This window comes from Anoxynatronum sibiricum, assembly GCF_039414295.1.
Classification (GTDB): Bacteria; Bacillota; Clostridia; order Peptostreptococcales; family Tindalliaceae; genus Anoxynatronum; species Anoxynatronum sibiricum.
Window position 1 is genome coordinate 335368 of sequence record NZ_JBCITM010000002.1, and the last position, 12955, is coordinate 348322.

At 43.7% G+C, this 12955-nt stretch carries 15 protein-coding genes; 2 read left to right on the top strand and 13 right to left on the bottom strand.

Features of this window, described 5'->3' with window-relative positions:
• Nucleotides 1-35 precede the first annotated feature (35 nt).
• The 3 genes from AAIG11_RS03625 to pssA all read right to left on the bottom strand — a co-directional run bounded on the left by AAIG11_RS03625 (nt 36) and on the right by pssA (nt 2022).
• Entirely contained in the window at nt 36-800 is a 765-nt protein-coding gene (locus tag AAIG11_RS03625) for a class I SAM-dependent methyltransferase (RefSeq protein ID WP_343184897.1), read from the bottom strand.
• 46 nt (nt 801-846) lie between these two features.
• Nucleotides 847-1398, bottom strand: a complete 552-nt coding sequence (locus AAIG11_RS03630) for a DUF6648 family protein (RefSeq protein ID WP_343184898.1) — start codon at nt 1396-1398, stop codon at nt 847-849.
• Nucleotides 1399-1506: 108 nt separating this feature from the next.
• Nucleotides 1507-2022, bottom strand: coding sequence for a CDP-diacylglycerol--serine O-phosphatidyltransferase (gene pssA, locus AAIG11_RS03635; protein ID WP_343184899.1), 516 nt, complete (start codon nt 2020-2022; stop codon nt 1507-1509).
• A 280-nt stretch (nt 2023-2302) separates the two neighbouring features.
• On the opposite strand from pssA, the gene fba reads away from it, so the two are divergent.
• Nucleotides 2303-3232 carry a class II fructose-1,6-bisphosphate aldolase gene (fba, locus tag AAIG11_RS03640; protein WP_343184900.1) on the top strand — a complete coding sequence of 310 codons (930 nt, stop codon included), beginning with the start codon at nt 2303-2305 and terminating at the stop codon, nt 3230-3232.
• On the opposite strand, the gene AAIG11_RS03645 is transcribed toward fba, so the two are convergent.
• From AAIG11_RS03645 to AAIG11_RS03680, 8 genes are all read right to left on the bottom strand, one after another.
• Complete coding sequence (locus AAIG11_RS03645) at nt 3209-3910, bottom strand: metallophosphoesterase (RefSeq protein ID WP_343184901.1); 702 nt, start codon at nt 3908-3910, stop codon at nt 3209-3211. The genes fba and AAIG11_RS03645 overlap by 24 nt on opposite strands.
• A 13-nt stretch (nt 3911-3923) precedes the next feature.
• On the bottom strand, nt 3924-4796 hold the full coding sequence (gene yjbM, locus AAIG11_RS03650; RefSeq protein ID WP_425499404.1) for a GTP diphosphokinase: 873 nt from the start codon (nt 4794-4796) through the stop codon (nt 3924-3926).
• Nucleotides 4797-4941: 145 nt separating this feature from the next.
• Nucleotides 4942-5955, bottom strand: a complete 1014-nt coding sequence (gene gap, locus AAIG11_RS03655) for a type I glyceraldehyde-3-phosphate dehydrogenase (RefSeq protein ID WP_343184902.1) — start codon at nt 5953-5955, stop codon at nt 4942-4944.
• A 184-nt stretch (nt 5956-6139) separates the two neighbouring features.
• On the bottom strand, nt 6140-6562 hold the full coding sequence (locus tag AAIG11_RS03660) for a hypothetical protein (protein ID WP_283408291.1): 423 nt from the start codon (nt 6560-6562) through the stop codon (nt 6140-6142).
• A gap of 156 nt (nt 6563-6718) precedes the next feature.
• Nucleotides 6719-7684, bottom strand: coding sequence for a tRNA modification radical SAM protein MnmL/YtqA (gene mnmL / locus AAIG11_RS03665; RefSeq protein ID WP_343184903.1), 966 nt, complete (start codon nt 7682-7684; stop codon nt 6719-6721).
• Nucleotides 7685-7689: 5 nt separating this feature from the next.
• Nucleotides 7690-8076, bottom strand: coding sequence for a universal stress protein (locus AAIG11_RS03670; protein ID WP_343184904.1), 387 nt, complete (start codon nt 8074-8076; stop codon nt 7690-7692).
• Between the two features lie 209 nt (nt 8077-8285).
• Nucleotides 8286-9896: a peptide chain release factor 3 gene (locus AAIG11_RS03675; RefSeq protein WP_343184905.1), complete on the bottom strand. Its 1611-nt coding sequence runs from the start codon at nt 9894-9896 to the stop codon at nt 8286-8288.
• Nucleotides 9897-10103: 207 nt separating this feature from the next.
• Nucleotides 10104-10619 carry an ECF transporter S component gene (locus tag AAIG11_RS03680; RefSeq protein WP_343184906.1) on the bottom strand — a complete coding sequence of 172 codons (516 nt, stop codon included), beginning with the start codon at nt 10617-10619 and terminating at the stop codon, nt 10104-10106.
• Between the two features lie 173 nt (nt 10620-10792).
• Between AAIG11_RS03680 and AAIG11_RS03685 the strand changes: the two genes are divergently transcribed.
• Nucleotides 10793-11797 carry a tetratricopeptide repeat protein gene (locus tag AAIG11_RS03685; RefSeq protein WP_343184907.1) on the top strand — a complete coding sequence of 335 codons (1005 nt, stop codon included), beginning with the start codon at nt 10793-10795 and terminating at the stop codon, nt 11795-11797.
• Nucleotides 11798-11847: 50 nt separating this feature from the next.
• Here AAIG11_RS03685 and AAIG11_RS03690 read toward each other — a convergent pair whose 3' ends face one another.
• Together AAIG11_RS03690 and AAIG11_RS03695 are read right to left on the bottom strand one after the other, a co-directional pair.
• Nucleotides 11848-12756 (bottom strand): DMT family transporter, encoded by a 909-nt coding sequence (locus AAIG11_RS03690; RefSeq protein ID WP_343184908.1) that lies wholly within the window; start codon nt 12754-12756, stop codon nt 11848-11850.
• Nucleotides 12753-12955 (bottom strand): hypothetical protein (locus AAIG11_RS03695; RefSeq protein WP_343184909.1); only part of this gene is annotated, 203 nt, incomplete at its 5' end. The genes AAIG11_RS03690 and AAIG11_RS03695, both read right to left, overlap by 4 nt.

Below are 12955 nucleotides of genomic sequence, written 5' to 3' on the forward strand. Positions count from 1 at the left end.
GATTTCTTCCGGGCACATGTGACACTGTTGGTTGATTACTTAATGGCTTTTAGAATATAAGCAGGTGCCGAAAACTCTTTTGCCAGCTCCAACTCCTTCACCAATTTCTCTGTGATCTCAACAAAACCTTTGGTGAGGTTTTCATTTTCAATGTCATTGACACCTTTAAGAAGTGTCTGTTTTCGTTTGTCAAGAAAGCGTGTTGCCATTTCAGAATCAATGATTTCTTTGAACTCCTGGTATTTGACCTGTTTAAATCCAAGGATCCCCAGTGTCTGCTCCAAATCAATGGGGTGAATTTCGTTAAAGTGTGCCATGGCCTTCAGTACGCTGATGCTTTTAATAACGCGAAGTCGTTGTGACCAGTAGGGGTAATCCCTGTTTTCCACTGACCATATCGGCATTTCTTCCATTATCACCAGCTGCCCTCCTGGCTTCAGTACCCGGTGAAACTCACTGAGGGCTTTTGTCGCACGCAATGGAAACTGGTTAACAGATGAAAGGGTGTAGTTGCAAATCACCACATCGATCACATTGTTTTCCATGAAATCCAGACGGCTCAGATCAGCTTGGCGCAGCTGCAATTCTTCAAATCTCCCATGCAGTAATTCTTGGATCTGGTTAAAATGATCATCATCAATATCCACAGAAATCAGACGAGTCTTCCAGCCTTGTTCCTCCACTTTTTCGGCGATTCGTTGAGTCGTGTTTCCCCAGCTGGTACCACCCTCCAACACCAGTTTTCCGTCAAGGTTCAGATTCTCCCACAAATAATGGTCAGCGGTATGGATTTGATACATATAATCCCTCCTTGTCCATTGTATTGTTTTGTCAAGATGACGCTGATCAGTATCGTTCGTTCACGTAATGTTCAATGACCGAACGCCTGGTTCCATCAAGAAATAGACCTTCCTTCTCCAGTTGCTCTTTCAGCCATTTGCCTCGGGAGTGAAAAACCACTTCAGGGTAATCAATAAAAACAATTTCAAGAAGGCTCTCTTTCAGAAATCGAGAAGTTACCTTAATATGATAGGCTTCTATCCCGGAATAATCCAGGAGCTTGACAGCACACCAGCTTGTGCGGTCTTTTTGATGATAGTACTTGTCTTTTCGTTGAATCATTTGCCGATAAAGATCTTGGTGTTTCTCCTTTTGTCGAAGCTCATCGGCCTTCATCTTGATATATTTTGCCATTGTGTTGTAGTAGTGGTAGTTGAAAACAGCCTTATCAAAACTATCCACATTCTGAAAGGGACTGGCTTCGTAGCGAAGCAATAGGTCATAACTCTCTCGGATGTACTCTTTTTTACTTAAATCCCCTTTTTTGTATTGAAAAATAAGGCCCTCGCGTATATCGGCATATTCCTTAAACAGGTTTCTGCCGGCTACGTACCGCATCTGCACACATCCTCCAACTTGTACTTCGCATACTTCTTTGGACGCATTCCTGACATTGAATGCACACTATTTCTGGCAGAATCCTTCTGCAACTTCTTTAGCCAGAGATTACCTTTTTTTAAGGCGAATTCTTTTACTGACCATGGCATAAGACAGCAAAAGCATGATAAATCCCAGTACATAGATATTAGTGGCGTAATTCGCCGAATAAATCGCCATTAATGCTACAAATCCCCCACAGAGGGTGATGGGAATTCCCATGTAAAATCCGTCAAAATCTGTGATATTGAAAAAAGCCAACCGATAGGCACCGCTAATGGCAAACAAAGCCACCACAAAAAAACCGAGTACCCCAATATCAGCCATGTGAAAGCTCCACATAAGAATAGCTGGCGCCACTCCGAATGAAATCAAGTCACAAAGTGAATCCAGTTCTTTTCCAAACTCGCTTTCAACATCCAGCTTTCTGGCCAGTTTTCCATCAAGACGATCCATCAGCGCTGCCAGGATAATCAATAATGCTGAAATTACGTACTGCTCACTGACAATACAGACGATTGCCAGCAAACCAAGCGTCAAGTTCAAATATGTGAGCATATTTGGAAGCTGCGCTTTTACTCTCATTCTTCACACCTCTTTCTATCATGTCCATCGGCCTGTTTTCCGTCATCTCTGAACTACTTACCTGCTATGGATTCAGGTCGTTCTTAAAACGTTGATTAAGAGATGGACCAGCTCTATGGTTATTACTATTTTACCCTATTTACGTTAAAAAACAAAGCCCGGGACAAAAAAAGACCAGGAAAACCTTTTCCCGAATCGCTTGAATCCTTAATATTCCAACGTTTTTCGATTGCATCCACTCATTTGATATGGTAGAATAAAACAAAAAGGAGTGGTGCCCGTGCCATTAATTACAAGTCAGTCGCTATTTGAAAAGGCTTATGAAAAAGACTATGCAATCGGTGCCTTCAATGTCAACAACATGGAGATCATACAAGGGATCGTGGATGCAGCTAAAGAGGAGCGTTCCCCTTTAATATTGCAGGTTTCTGCCGGAGCCCGAAAATATGCCAATCCCATTTATTTAAAAAAACTGGTGGAAGCAGCCGTGGAAGACTCCGGGCTCCCCATCGTACTGCACCTTGATCATGGGGAGAGTTTTGAAATTTGCAAGCAATGCGTTGATGACGGTTTTACTTCTGTTATGATTGATGCCTCTCATCATACTTTTGAAGAAAACATTGCCATCACAAAAAAGGTTGTTGAATATGCTCATGCTCATGGCGTAGTAGTGGAAGCTGAGCTTGGACGGCTGGCTGGTGTCGAAGATGCCGTTAACGTCAGTGCTGCCGATGCTACCTACACAGATCCCGATCAAGCACAAGAATTTGTTGAAAAAACGGGTGTAGATGCCCTCGCCGTTGCCATCGGTACCAGCCATGGTGCCTATAAATTCAAGGGTGAACCCAACCTAGATTTCGCGAGGCTGAAAGCCATCGCAGCAAAGATTCCCGGCACCCCCATGGTTCTACATGGTGCGTCAACTGTGTTGCCTGAGTTTGTTAAAATTTGCAATCAGTATGGCGGTCAGATTCCCGGGGCTCAGGGTGTTCCTGAAACCATGATTCGAGAAGCCGCCCGCCATGGTGTCTGCAAGGTTAATATCGATACCGACCTGCGTCTGGCCATGACCGCTGCCATTCGAAAGGAGTTTGCTGAGGATCCAACCAATTTTGACCCCCGTAAATATCTCGGCCCTGGTCGTGACGCTATTCGCGAAATGGTAAAGCATAAAATTCGAAACGTGTTAGGCTCCAGCGGCCTGGTGTAGCGCAACTACCTGAAAGTCCAGGTAATCACAAGATGCCAGCTGGTAGTTTATCTGGTTGATGTATCCCAGTGATCCTAATAAATGAGAATCTTCCCCATGAAGATGCCCATAAACAACGTGTGAAACGTTGTACTGTTCAAACAGTTGGGTAAACAGGGAAGGTTCTTTTTTTTCATTTGCAGGCGGATAATGAATCATGCCGATAATATGATCATGTCCTGCCCTTTTCGCTGTTTCAAGTGAAAGCTTCAGCCGTTGCGCTTCCCGTTGATAAATTTTATCATCTTGCTGCGTGTACCCCGGTGTTCCAGGACACATCCAGCCTCTGGTGCCGCAAATGGCGACATTTTGATAAGCGAAAAACTGATTTTGAATAAAAAACATGGTTTCTGATATCTCATTGAGTCGTTGGATACTTCGCCACCAGTAATCGTGGTTGCCTCTGATCAAGTACTTGCGTCCCGGCAGGCTGTCAATCCACCGAAGATCTGGCAGCGCTTCCTCAAGGGTCATGGCCCATGAGATGTCGCCGGGAACAAGCACTGCATCACAAGCTTTCACTTGTTTTATCCAACTTTCCCCAATCTTCAGATGGTGGTCTTTCCAGTGACTGCCAAAGACAGACATGGGCTTTTCAACCTGGCTTCCCAGATGAAGATCCCCTATGGTATAGATCATATTGACCTCCTGTTTAGTCTGTTGAAAATCGATTTTTATCGGTTCCGTAGGTGTCATAGTCATCAACTTGCTCACGCAGTTTTCTGGCCAATTTTTTTAGTTGCTGTAAATCGCTTAATATCCATATATTTTCAAATTCTTGATGATATTGTTCGGCTTCCTGATGAAATCCTCTTACTCGCAGCTGCTGTATATGTCCAAGAATAGCAGACACCACATTTGATTTGGTTTCAAATAGTTTTTGAGCTTCTCTGATTTCATAGCGAATTTCCGACATTTCCTGGTCCAGCACCATGGCAGCATCTGCTGCTTTTTTTAAACGATCAGTCACGTGCGCTGGGATTTGCTGCTTATATTTATAGTTCAGGGAGTGTTCAATGGTCGCCCAGAAATTCATTGCCAGTGTTCGAATTTGTACTTCTGCAAGAATTTTTTTGTGTCCAAAAGCTGTTTGAATTGGATATCGCACCACCACATGATAGCTCCGATAACCGCTGTCTTTCTGATTTGTAATATAGTCTTTTATATTGACAATTTCCATGTCTTTTCCTTCTCGTTCGCGTATGAAATCAACCACTGTGTAAATATCTTCCACAAACTGACACATGATGCGAATACCTGCAATATCTTCAATTCCTTCTTCAATTTCATCCAACTCAAGGTTTAAGAGTTTGGCTTTTTCAAGTATGCTGGACACACGTTTGACGCGGCCCACCACAAACTCAATGGGTGAGTAGGCACCCACCATTAATAGTTCGCTCCTTATACTGCGAAATTTCACCTTCAATTCTTCAACAGCATGTTCATAGGGGATGAGAAATTTTTTCCATTCAATATTCTCCATCTTCTCCACTCCCTTGATATTTTCGATGCAGACCCATTTCATTATACACAACCTCCGCCATTGATGCCAGCAAAAATAGCACCCTTGAAGCACGCGAACAGCAAAAGACCGTCATCATCTATGATAACGGTCTGCAAGGATTTGCTCAGTGAAGGACTTTTTGCATGTACACGTACATGAAGGTTAGCTAGTATCCCTTTGAAGCTACATACGCCAAGAAGTCTACCAAACGTTCCGAGAAACCCCATTCATTATCATACCAGGCAACCACTTTTAAAAAACGCGGACCAACCATCATAGTGGAAAGACCGTCAATAATACTGGACCGGCTGTCTTTTTTGTAGTCAATGGAAACCAGCGGTTCTTCACTAAAACCCATAATACCCTTTAACTTACCCTCCGAGGCTTCCTTCAGCTTCCGGTTCACTTCTTCAACTGTTGTATCTTTCTTCAGCTGCATCACCAGATCAACCACTGAAACAACAGGTGTTGGTACGCGCATTGCAAAACCATTCAATTTACCTTTCAGTTCAGGGATTACTTTCGTGACAGCTTTTGCTGCACCTGTTGTGGTGGGAATAATGGATTGCGCAGCCGCGCGGGCTCGACGCGGATCTGAGTGGGGCTTGTCAAGCAGCTGCTGGTCGTTGGTATAGGCATGCACAGTTGTCATCAAGCCGTATTCTATACCAAACTCATCGTTGATGATTTTGGCAAAAGGAGCCATGCAATTGGTGGTGCAGGAGGCATTGGAGAGAACATGGTGCTTGGCTGAATCATAGATTTCTTCGTTGACACCCATGACCACTTGTGGGATATTGTCACTTTTTGGAGGTGCTGAAAGAATGACTTTTTTGGCACCTGCCTGAACATGTTTCATAGCGCTTTCTTCTGTATTGAACTTACCAGAGCATTCGAGAACAATATCGACTCCCATTTCTTTCCATGGAATGTCAGCCGGGTCTCTATGCGCAGTAAACTTGATAACTTTATCGCCAATGTGCAGCTCGTTATCAGTTGCCGATACGTCTTGGGGAAGAGTCCCGTACATACTGTCATACTTTAAAATGTGGGCATGCTTCGCAGGACCGCTGGTGCTGTTAATGGCGATAATTTCAATATCGCGCTCATTTTCAAGCCACACTCTTAATGCAACTTTGCCAATACGTCCGAAACCGTTAATCCCTACTCTCGCTTTCATGAAAACCCTCCTTAAAAATGATCCTGTTTCAAGGGATAACATTTATCCCCCGTAATCATTTCGTGTCCCAATGACGCGAAAAGTGTATCTTTCGGTGGTGTCAACGTCGTACCCTTCAGTGAAAGATAATGGTCTCAAGAACTTATCACAGTGCACCGTGGAGGCTTTCTAAGTATGACATGAATTAAGTAAGATATTCTATCTGAAAGCTTTTAAAATAATCAGGAACATCCTGCTGGTCCCAGCTGATTCCAAACACAAAAGAAATATTATACTTCATTTCTATCTGATTTAATCGATTAAAAAAGGGCTCCAGACTTTCAAGGCCATCACGACTAAGTTTCATGAGGCCGTCCACGTACACGTGCTCAATATCGTAATTGGAGGCAATCACACCACATAAAAATCCAAAAAACTCCATTTCATCAGCCAATTGATACTCACTGAGATGCATGAACCGGGCGCGATAATCAACTTGAAACATTTTACTGTGATCTGTGTCAATAAAGACAACATGTCCCTTGGCCCGTTTGACAGATTCATTCGCCATGTGCACAAGTTTTTTTGTTTTACCACTGCCTTTTTTCCCGACAATTAACTTTATCATGTGGCATCCCTCCGTTATATGTTATCCTTCTATACTGCCTATACTGCATACATTCCCATAATCTGATATAGCAAACGGTTTCATCATGATAAACCTTCTGATATTTTATTATATTCGACACTCACATCCAAATTCCTGCTGCTTGTTAATCAAATTTTATATTTCTTCTGACTTTGTCACATTTTCAGAGAATCCCGCAAAATGCTGATGCTTTGTGCCCTGGCACCGATTTTCTCTTTCCATTTTTTGGTGAATCTCATCTCTGATTTTCCACCAACTGGTTCCCCAGTTCACAAAAATACTGTTTCTTTCCGGCGCTCTGCCGATCAGGCGCTGTACCACCATCTTGGGAGCCAGATGCTCTAAAAATAAAATAACCCTTTCCTGATAATCCTCCAGTGAGATCATTTGAAAAGCCCCCTGCTCATAAGCCTCTCCCATTTTTGTGTTTTTCATAAGGTAAAGAGCGTGGAGTTTCACCTGTTCCACTTCCAATGCAGATAGAACCCTGGCTGTTTCGACAGCATCAAGGTTATCATCACCAGGAAGATTTAGGATCGCATGGGCACATACTTCAAATTCATAACGATGCACCTTTAAAACTGCATCAATAAATGAAGCCAACCCATGGCCCCTGTTGATCTGATACAAGGTTCTGTAATTGGCTGTCTGGAGACCCAGTTCAAATGTCATGCGTATACCGGTTTCTTGCTGCATTTCCTTTAAAAAGATCAATTGGCGCTCATCAATACAGTCAGGCCGTGTTGAAATGGCCATTTCCACCACATGAGGATGAACTGCAGCACGTATAGCTTGTTCAAAAATGGCATTGGAAAGATACGTGTTACAGTAATTTTGAAAATAAGCAATAAAAGTATCGGCACCGTAACGGCTGCCGATATAGTGCATATTCGTTTTCAGCTGTTCATCAACGGGTAACAGTTCCGGCAGCAGTTCAAAGCCTGCCCCTTCTGGAGCACAGAAATCACACCCCCCGCTCCCAAGGCTGCCATCACGATTGGGACAGCCTGCAGGCAGATTCAGTGGTATTTTATACACTTTTTTCCCATAACGTTCACGTAAATGGGCCGCATAGCTGCGATAACGCAGTTCATTTTTCATGTTCATCACACCGGTACTATTTTAATTGCTGTTTTTTTGCCAAGCTTTTGGCTTAATTCGTCTATAATGGTATTTTCTCTGGATGGGCGAAGTGATTCCCCCATTACCACCGTCACAACCTCATGATCACGGCAGAAATCCACCAATGTTTTCACCGTTTCTGTTGAACGAATGACTGTCATTTCAGCATCCATTGACTTGGAGATTTCGTAAAGATAGTCCAACGCTTCCGGCTGGCTGTAATTCCCTAATATTTTCAATGAGGTTGGGGTGACATGTACCACCAGAAGCCTGCCTCCCTGAGCATCTCTGATTGCTGCACCTTTTCGAATCAGCCGCTCACATGTTTTTTGCTGTGTCACACATACCATGACATTTTTTTCGCTATCCATGGGAATCATCCTTTTGATTTCATGATTCTGACGAATCATCGTTTTATCGATCATCCACACCTTATTTGCAAAAGTGCGGCACCATCTGATGTCGCTTCCATTATAACATGAAATCACTGCCGCTTGCATGAGTGGGCAAAAAACCGGATATCAGGCATCATTTCAACACTGGATTTATTGCAGATCATTAAAATTGTTAATTGAATGAACTAACGGTAAGTTCTTCGTGCAATGGGTTGCAGAACAACTCCTTTGTTGCGTTCCATGATTCGTTCTTCAGACCATTCGTTTTGATACATCAGCACGGGATGATCGTCTTGATCAAGTGCGATAATTGCATCCATTGTCAAGTTAAAGGCATCTGCATCGAACCTTTCAGATTCAATCCATCTTACTTGACGATAAGGCAACTGCTGCATGCGTATTTCAACATTATACTCATTCACCAACCGATATTCCAGCACTTCAAACTGCAATATTCCAACAACGCCCACAATGATTTCTTCAATCCCGCTGTTAATAGGTCTGAAAACCTGAATAGCGCCTTCTTCAGACAGCTGCTGTATTCCTTTAATGAACTGTTTTCGCTTCATGGAGTCTTTGGCGTGAATTTTCGCAAAATGTTCCGGCGCAAACACAGGAATATCATCATATTGAATGAGATCATCATTTTCAAACAGCGTATCGCCTATGCGGAATATGCCCGGATCATGTATACCGATGATATCGCCAGGGTAAGCTTCTTCCACCGATGATCTGTCTTGCGCAAAAAATTGCTGTGGTTGAGCCAGTTTTACTTTTTTGCTATTTCGAGAAAGTGTCGCGTTCATCCCTTTGGAAAATCTGCCCGAACAGATACGCAAAAAAGCAATACGATCACGATGTGCCGGGTTCATATTCGCCTGAATTTTAAAGATAAAGGCTGAAAAATCAGGTCTCTCCGGATCCACTTCTTTTCCCTGACTGAAGCGTGGTGCCGGGGGTAAGGTTAGTTCAAGAAAAGATTCCAAAAAGGGCTGCACCCCAAAATTTGTCATGGCACTGCCAAAGAATACTGGTGTTAGTTCTCCCTTCAGCACCCGTTTCAGATCGAATTGATTACCTGCTTCATCAAGCAGTTCAATCTCACCCATTAATTGTTTGTGAAGTGTTTCTCCGAGTAAATCATGAAACACAGGGCTGTCAATATCTCCGGTGATGGCAGAAACCTGCGATTGTCCGTGGTGACCGCCTTCGAAAATTTCCATTTGCGCTTTCACACGATTGTACACGCCTCTAAATTGGCCATCAGTTCCCACCGGCCAGTTCATGGGGTACGATTCAATACCCAGCACCTGCTCAATTTCCTCCAGCAATTCAAAAGGGTCTTTTCCTGCACGGTCCATTTTGTTAATGAATGTGAAAATGGGTATACCTCTCAATCGGCATACCTGGAACAGCTTCTTGGTTTGCGCTTCAACACCTTTGGCACAGTCGATGACCATCACAGCATTATCTGCTGCCATAAGTGTTCTGTAAGTATCTTCGCTGAAATCCTGATGTCCGGGTGTATCCAGCAAATTCACCATATGTCCCATGTACTCAAACTGGAGAACACTGGATGTCACCGATATGCCCCGTTGCTTTTCAATTTCCATCCAGTCAGATACCGCATGCCGTTGAGCCCGGCGTGATTTCACCGAACCGGCAAGACGAATGGCACCTCCATAAAGAAGCAGCTTCTCTGTCAGTGTTGTTTTTCCTGCATCAGGATGGGAGATGATGGCGAAGGTTCTGCGTCGTCGAACTTCATCTTGGAATGATTGATTAACCGTTTTCATAAATGACCCCTTTACTGTTTCAACTATCCGCGATCACGCCTACACCTTAATCGTGTCTGCATTATTGAATTAGAACGAACCCTCACAATCTTATCCCAATCATTTGGCGATGTCAATCACCGAACTGTATCATGGTGAGTGTAAGCGCCACAGCCTAAAAGTGCCCGGCATCGCCGGGCACTAATCCTCTTTAAGCCAGTTGTCCGATTAATGCAACTGATGATTAAAAAAACGGGTTTTGTTAATCGCCAGAGCCACAGGGATAAATAAGACCACGCCGCCGAATCCTTGCACCAAGTCCCAAGGTAAGCCTGTCAGCGCAACTTGCAAACTGCCCTTCAGGAAGATGCCGGCGACTAAATATCCGCAGGCCATCCAGACTGCACCCAGGGATACACCAATCATATCAACCATTCCCAAGTGGTTTCGTTTGCCTTTTTCTGCGACGGCACCCACCAAGTACCCCATCAGCGATTTAACCAATAACGTGGGGATAATCCACATGGTATATCCAAGTAACAAGTCAGCCATGGCACTGCCAATGCCTGCCGCCAAAGCTCCTTTTCGCCTGCCAAAATATACACTTACAAAGAAAATAACGCCATCTCCTGCATGAATAAACCCTTCAGTCGCAGGGACCGGGATAGTGATCAACATGGTTGCAGCAGCCACCAACGCTATCAGTAACCCGGTAAGAGTGATATCTTTTGTCTGTGTGTTCATTGCCAACCCCTCCAATTGTATCGATTGTGTATCGTTTTCTGTCACCTTTATTTTACCACCATAAATGGTTGAGTGTAAAGATTCAGGAGATAATTCCCACATATCGTATCGATACGATTTTGCTTCCCGACAAAAGCACATCCGCTTCAATTTACCTGCAAACAACCACTTCAATGGCACTCATCAAGGAATATGTTCCTTTTATTGATTTTCTGATGGCTTCTATTTATAATGAATGCATCAAAGGACACGTTGAAGGGAGTATCATAGTGAGTAAATCATCTAAAAAAATGTCATCCGCGAATACATCACTCACACTAAAGCGTAATAATCGCAACAAAGGGTTAGAGGTTATTAGTAACTCATTGATCAGTCAGTTTGTCACTTCTGATGTACCCCACGAACTACGCAGTCCTCTTTATCCCATACAAGCTTCTCTGGGTGTGCTTGGAATTTTGCTGATTTTTTTCAGCTTTCGCATCCCGCTTGCTTTTTTTGCCGGAGCTCTTTTACTCATCATTCGGAGACAATGGCGCAAAAAAACCGACGCACCTTCAGTTGCCTACCGAGAAGCTATTCAGGCACTTCGCAGAAAACAACACGCGGCATGTATTGAAGCTCTAAACCGCGTTATGGAGTATCCCAAGGCGCCACCTTTCCTTCTTATGGTCATTGCCAGCTGCCATTTGGAGCAGGAAAATCCTGCTGCCGCTTATAATGCGTATCATCGATATTTCACTTCAACTTCTTCATCTGAATGGAATAATCCTGTTTACTGGTCATCCATGGAAAACTATCTTCTGCTGTCGCTGGAAAAAAATCAGGCCAACACCGCGATGTCAGTGGCCCAATACCTTCCTGAATCAGAGGAGGCCAGGCAGGATGCCCGTGCATGGAAATCTTACTACCTTGGCCGATTGTCATACAAACTGCAACGTTTGGATGAAGCCAAACTCCATTTTGAGAGCGTTTTAAACCAGCAATCGCTCAAAGCTTTACCAGCACTGGATGCCGCCTATCAACTTTCCCTTCTTAACTGGCAACAGGGCGTGATAGAAACAGCACAACAGCAGTTACTTGCAATCCAACGGCAATCACCCGGCTATAAAAACGTCTCCCTTTTATTGGAAATACTAAAAAAACCGGATCCTGTCTTTGATCCGGCTTATATGGATTAACCATGCTGCGTGTTAACAAACATGCCATTCGTCTTCGATCAGGTGATGCATCACATTGCACGACGGAAATGATTGGTTCCCCAAACGCCGATGATGATCAGTCCACCGCCCACCAGATGATACCAGTAAAATGGATCGCCCAATATAACTACCCCGGCAATAATCGAAACAATGGTTACCAAATTTGCAAACACTGCTGATCTGGAGGCTTCCACCTTTGACAGCATGTAGTTCATCATGAAGAAGCCTACCACTGATGAAACTAAACCCAGGTAAAAAATGCTCACCACAGCCTGGGGATGACCCAGTGGTTGAAAGAATGCTCCCAAATTGCCCGCAAGGATGTGTTGAATCAATGACACACCTCCGAAACTGATCAGTCCCATGCACATCATCCCATAAGTTATTTCCACCGACGAAAAGTGCAGCGATAGTTTGCGAGACATGATGTTGAAAACACCCGCTGCCAATACCGCTCCCAACAGGATGAACATCCCTTCCAAATTATCACCAATAGCTACATTACCAGTCATATACATGATGAAAAACACACCTGCCACCGAAGCCCCAATAAACAGTGACTGAAGCCGGGTTGGTGGTTCTTTCAGAAAGAGAGTGGATAGTATGGCGACAACAACCGGAATCAGAGCAATCATCATTCCCGCCTCCGAAGCAGTGGTTTTGCTGATTCCAATAATTTCACAGACAAAGTAAATGACAGGCTGAAAAAGCGATAGAAACAATAACACTTTTATGTTTTTACCTCGAAAGCTCATTTTTAAAAGCCCTATCATTCGCAACAGAGTCATGAACAGAACGGCCACACCAAATCGAAAGGCTAACAGATGAAAAGGTTGAATAACCGTCAGCCCTTCCTTTGTAAACATAAACGATAAACCGAAAATAATCGAAAAACTTAGTCCTGCCAGATAAGGCAGCCATTGATGTCGCTGACTCACGTAATCGTCTCCTCTTCAGTCAATTCACATATCCACCCGCCATCATACCATAAAACATTGAGAATTGCATTCTGAGGTTGTTGAAAAAGTCTATGAAAATAGGCTTTTTTTCTTGCAATCAAAAAGGAGATTCGCCCCTTGATGTCGAATATAGATATAAGGGGTGATTCGAATGATGACAAAGAGAGACCATGTTCAG

What these genes read in the sequence shown, in the direction of transcription:
- AAIG11_RS03625 (WP_343184897.1), bottom strand. Translation starts at nt 800, where the DNA reads ATGTATCAAATCCATACCGCTGACCATTATTTGTGGGAGAATCTGAAC.
- AAIG11_RS03630 (WP_343184898.1), bottom strand. Translation starts at nt 1,398, where the DNA reads ATGCGGTACGTAGCCGGCAGAAACCTGTTTAAGGAATATGCCGATATA.
- pssA (WP_343184899.1), bottom strand. Translation starts at nt 2,022, where the DNA reads ATGAGAGTAAAAGCGCAGCTTCCAAATATGCTCACATATTTGAACTTG.
- AAIG11_RS03645 (WP_343184901.1), bottom strand. Translation starts at nt 3,910, where the DNA reads ATGATCTATACCATAGGGGATCTTCATCTGGGAAGCCAGGTTGAAAAG.
- yjbM (WP_425499404.1), bottom strand. Translation starts at nt 4,796, where the DNA reads ATGAAATGGGTCTGCATCGAAAATATCAAGGGAGTGGAGAAGATGGAG.
- gap (WP_343184902.1), bottom strand. Translation starts at nt 5,955, where the DNA reads ATGAAAGCGAGAGTAGGGATTAACGGTTTCGGACGTATTGGCAAAGTT.
- AAIG11_RS03660 (WP_283408291.1), bottom strand. Translation starts at nt 6,562, where the DNA reads ATGATAAAGTTAATTGTCGGGAAAAAAGGCAGTGGTAAAACAAAAAAA.
- mnmL (WP_343184903.1), bottom strand. Translation starts at nt 7,684, where the DNA reads ATGAAAAATGAACTGCGTTATCGCAGCTATGCGGCCCATTTACGTGAA.
- AAIG11_RS03670 (WP_343184904.1), bottom strand. Translation starts at nt 8,076, where the DNA reads ATGGATAGCGAAAAAAATGTCATGGTATGTGTGACACAGCAAAAAACA.
- AAIG11_RS03675 (WP_343184905.1), bottom strand. Translation starts at nt 9,896, where the DNA reads ATGAAAACGGTTAATCAATCATTCCAAGATGAAGTTCGACGACGCAGA.
- AAIG11_RS03680 (WP_343184906.1), bottom strand. Translation starts at nt 10,619, where the DNA reads ATGAACACACAGACAAAAGATATCACTCTTACCGGGTTACTGATAGCG.
- AAIG11_RS03685 (WP_343184907.1), top strand. Translation starts at nt 10,793, where the DNA reads ATGGCACTCATCAAGGAATATGTTCCTTTTATTGATTTTCTGATGGCT.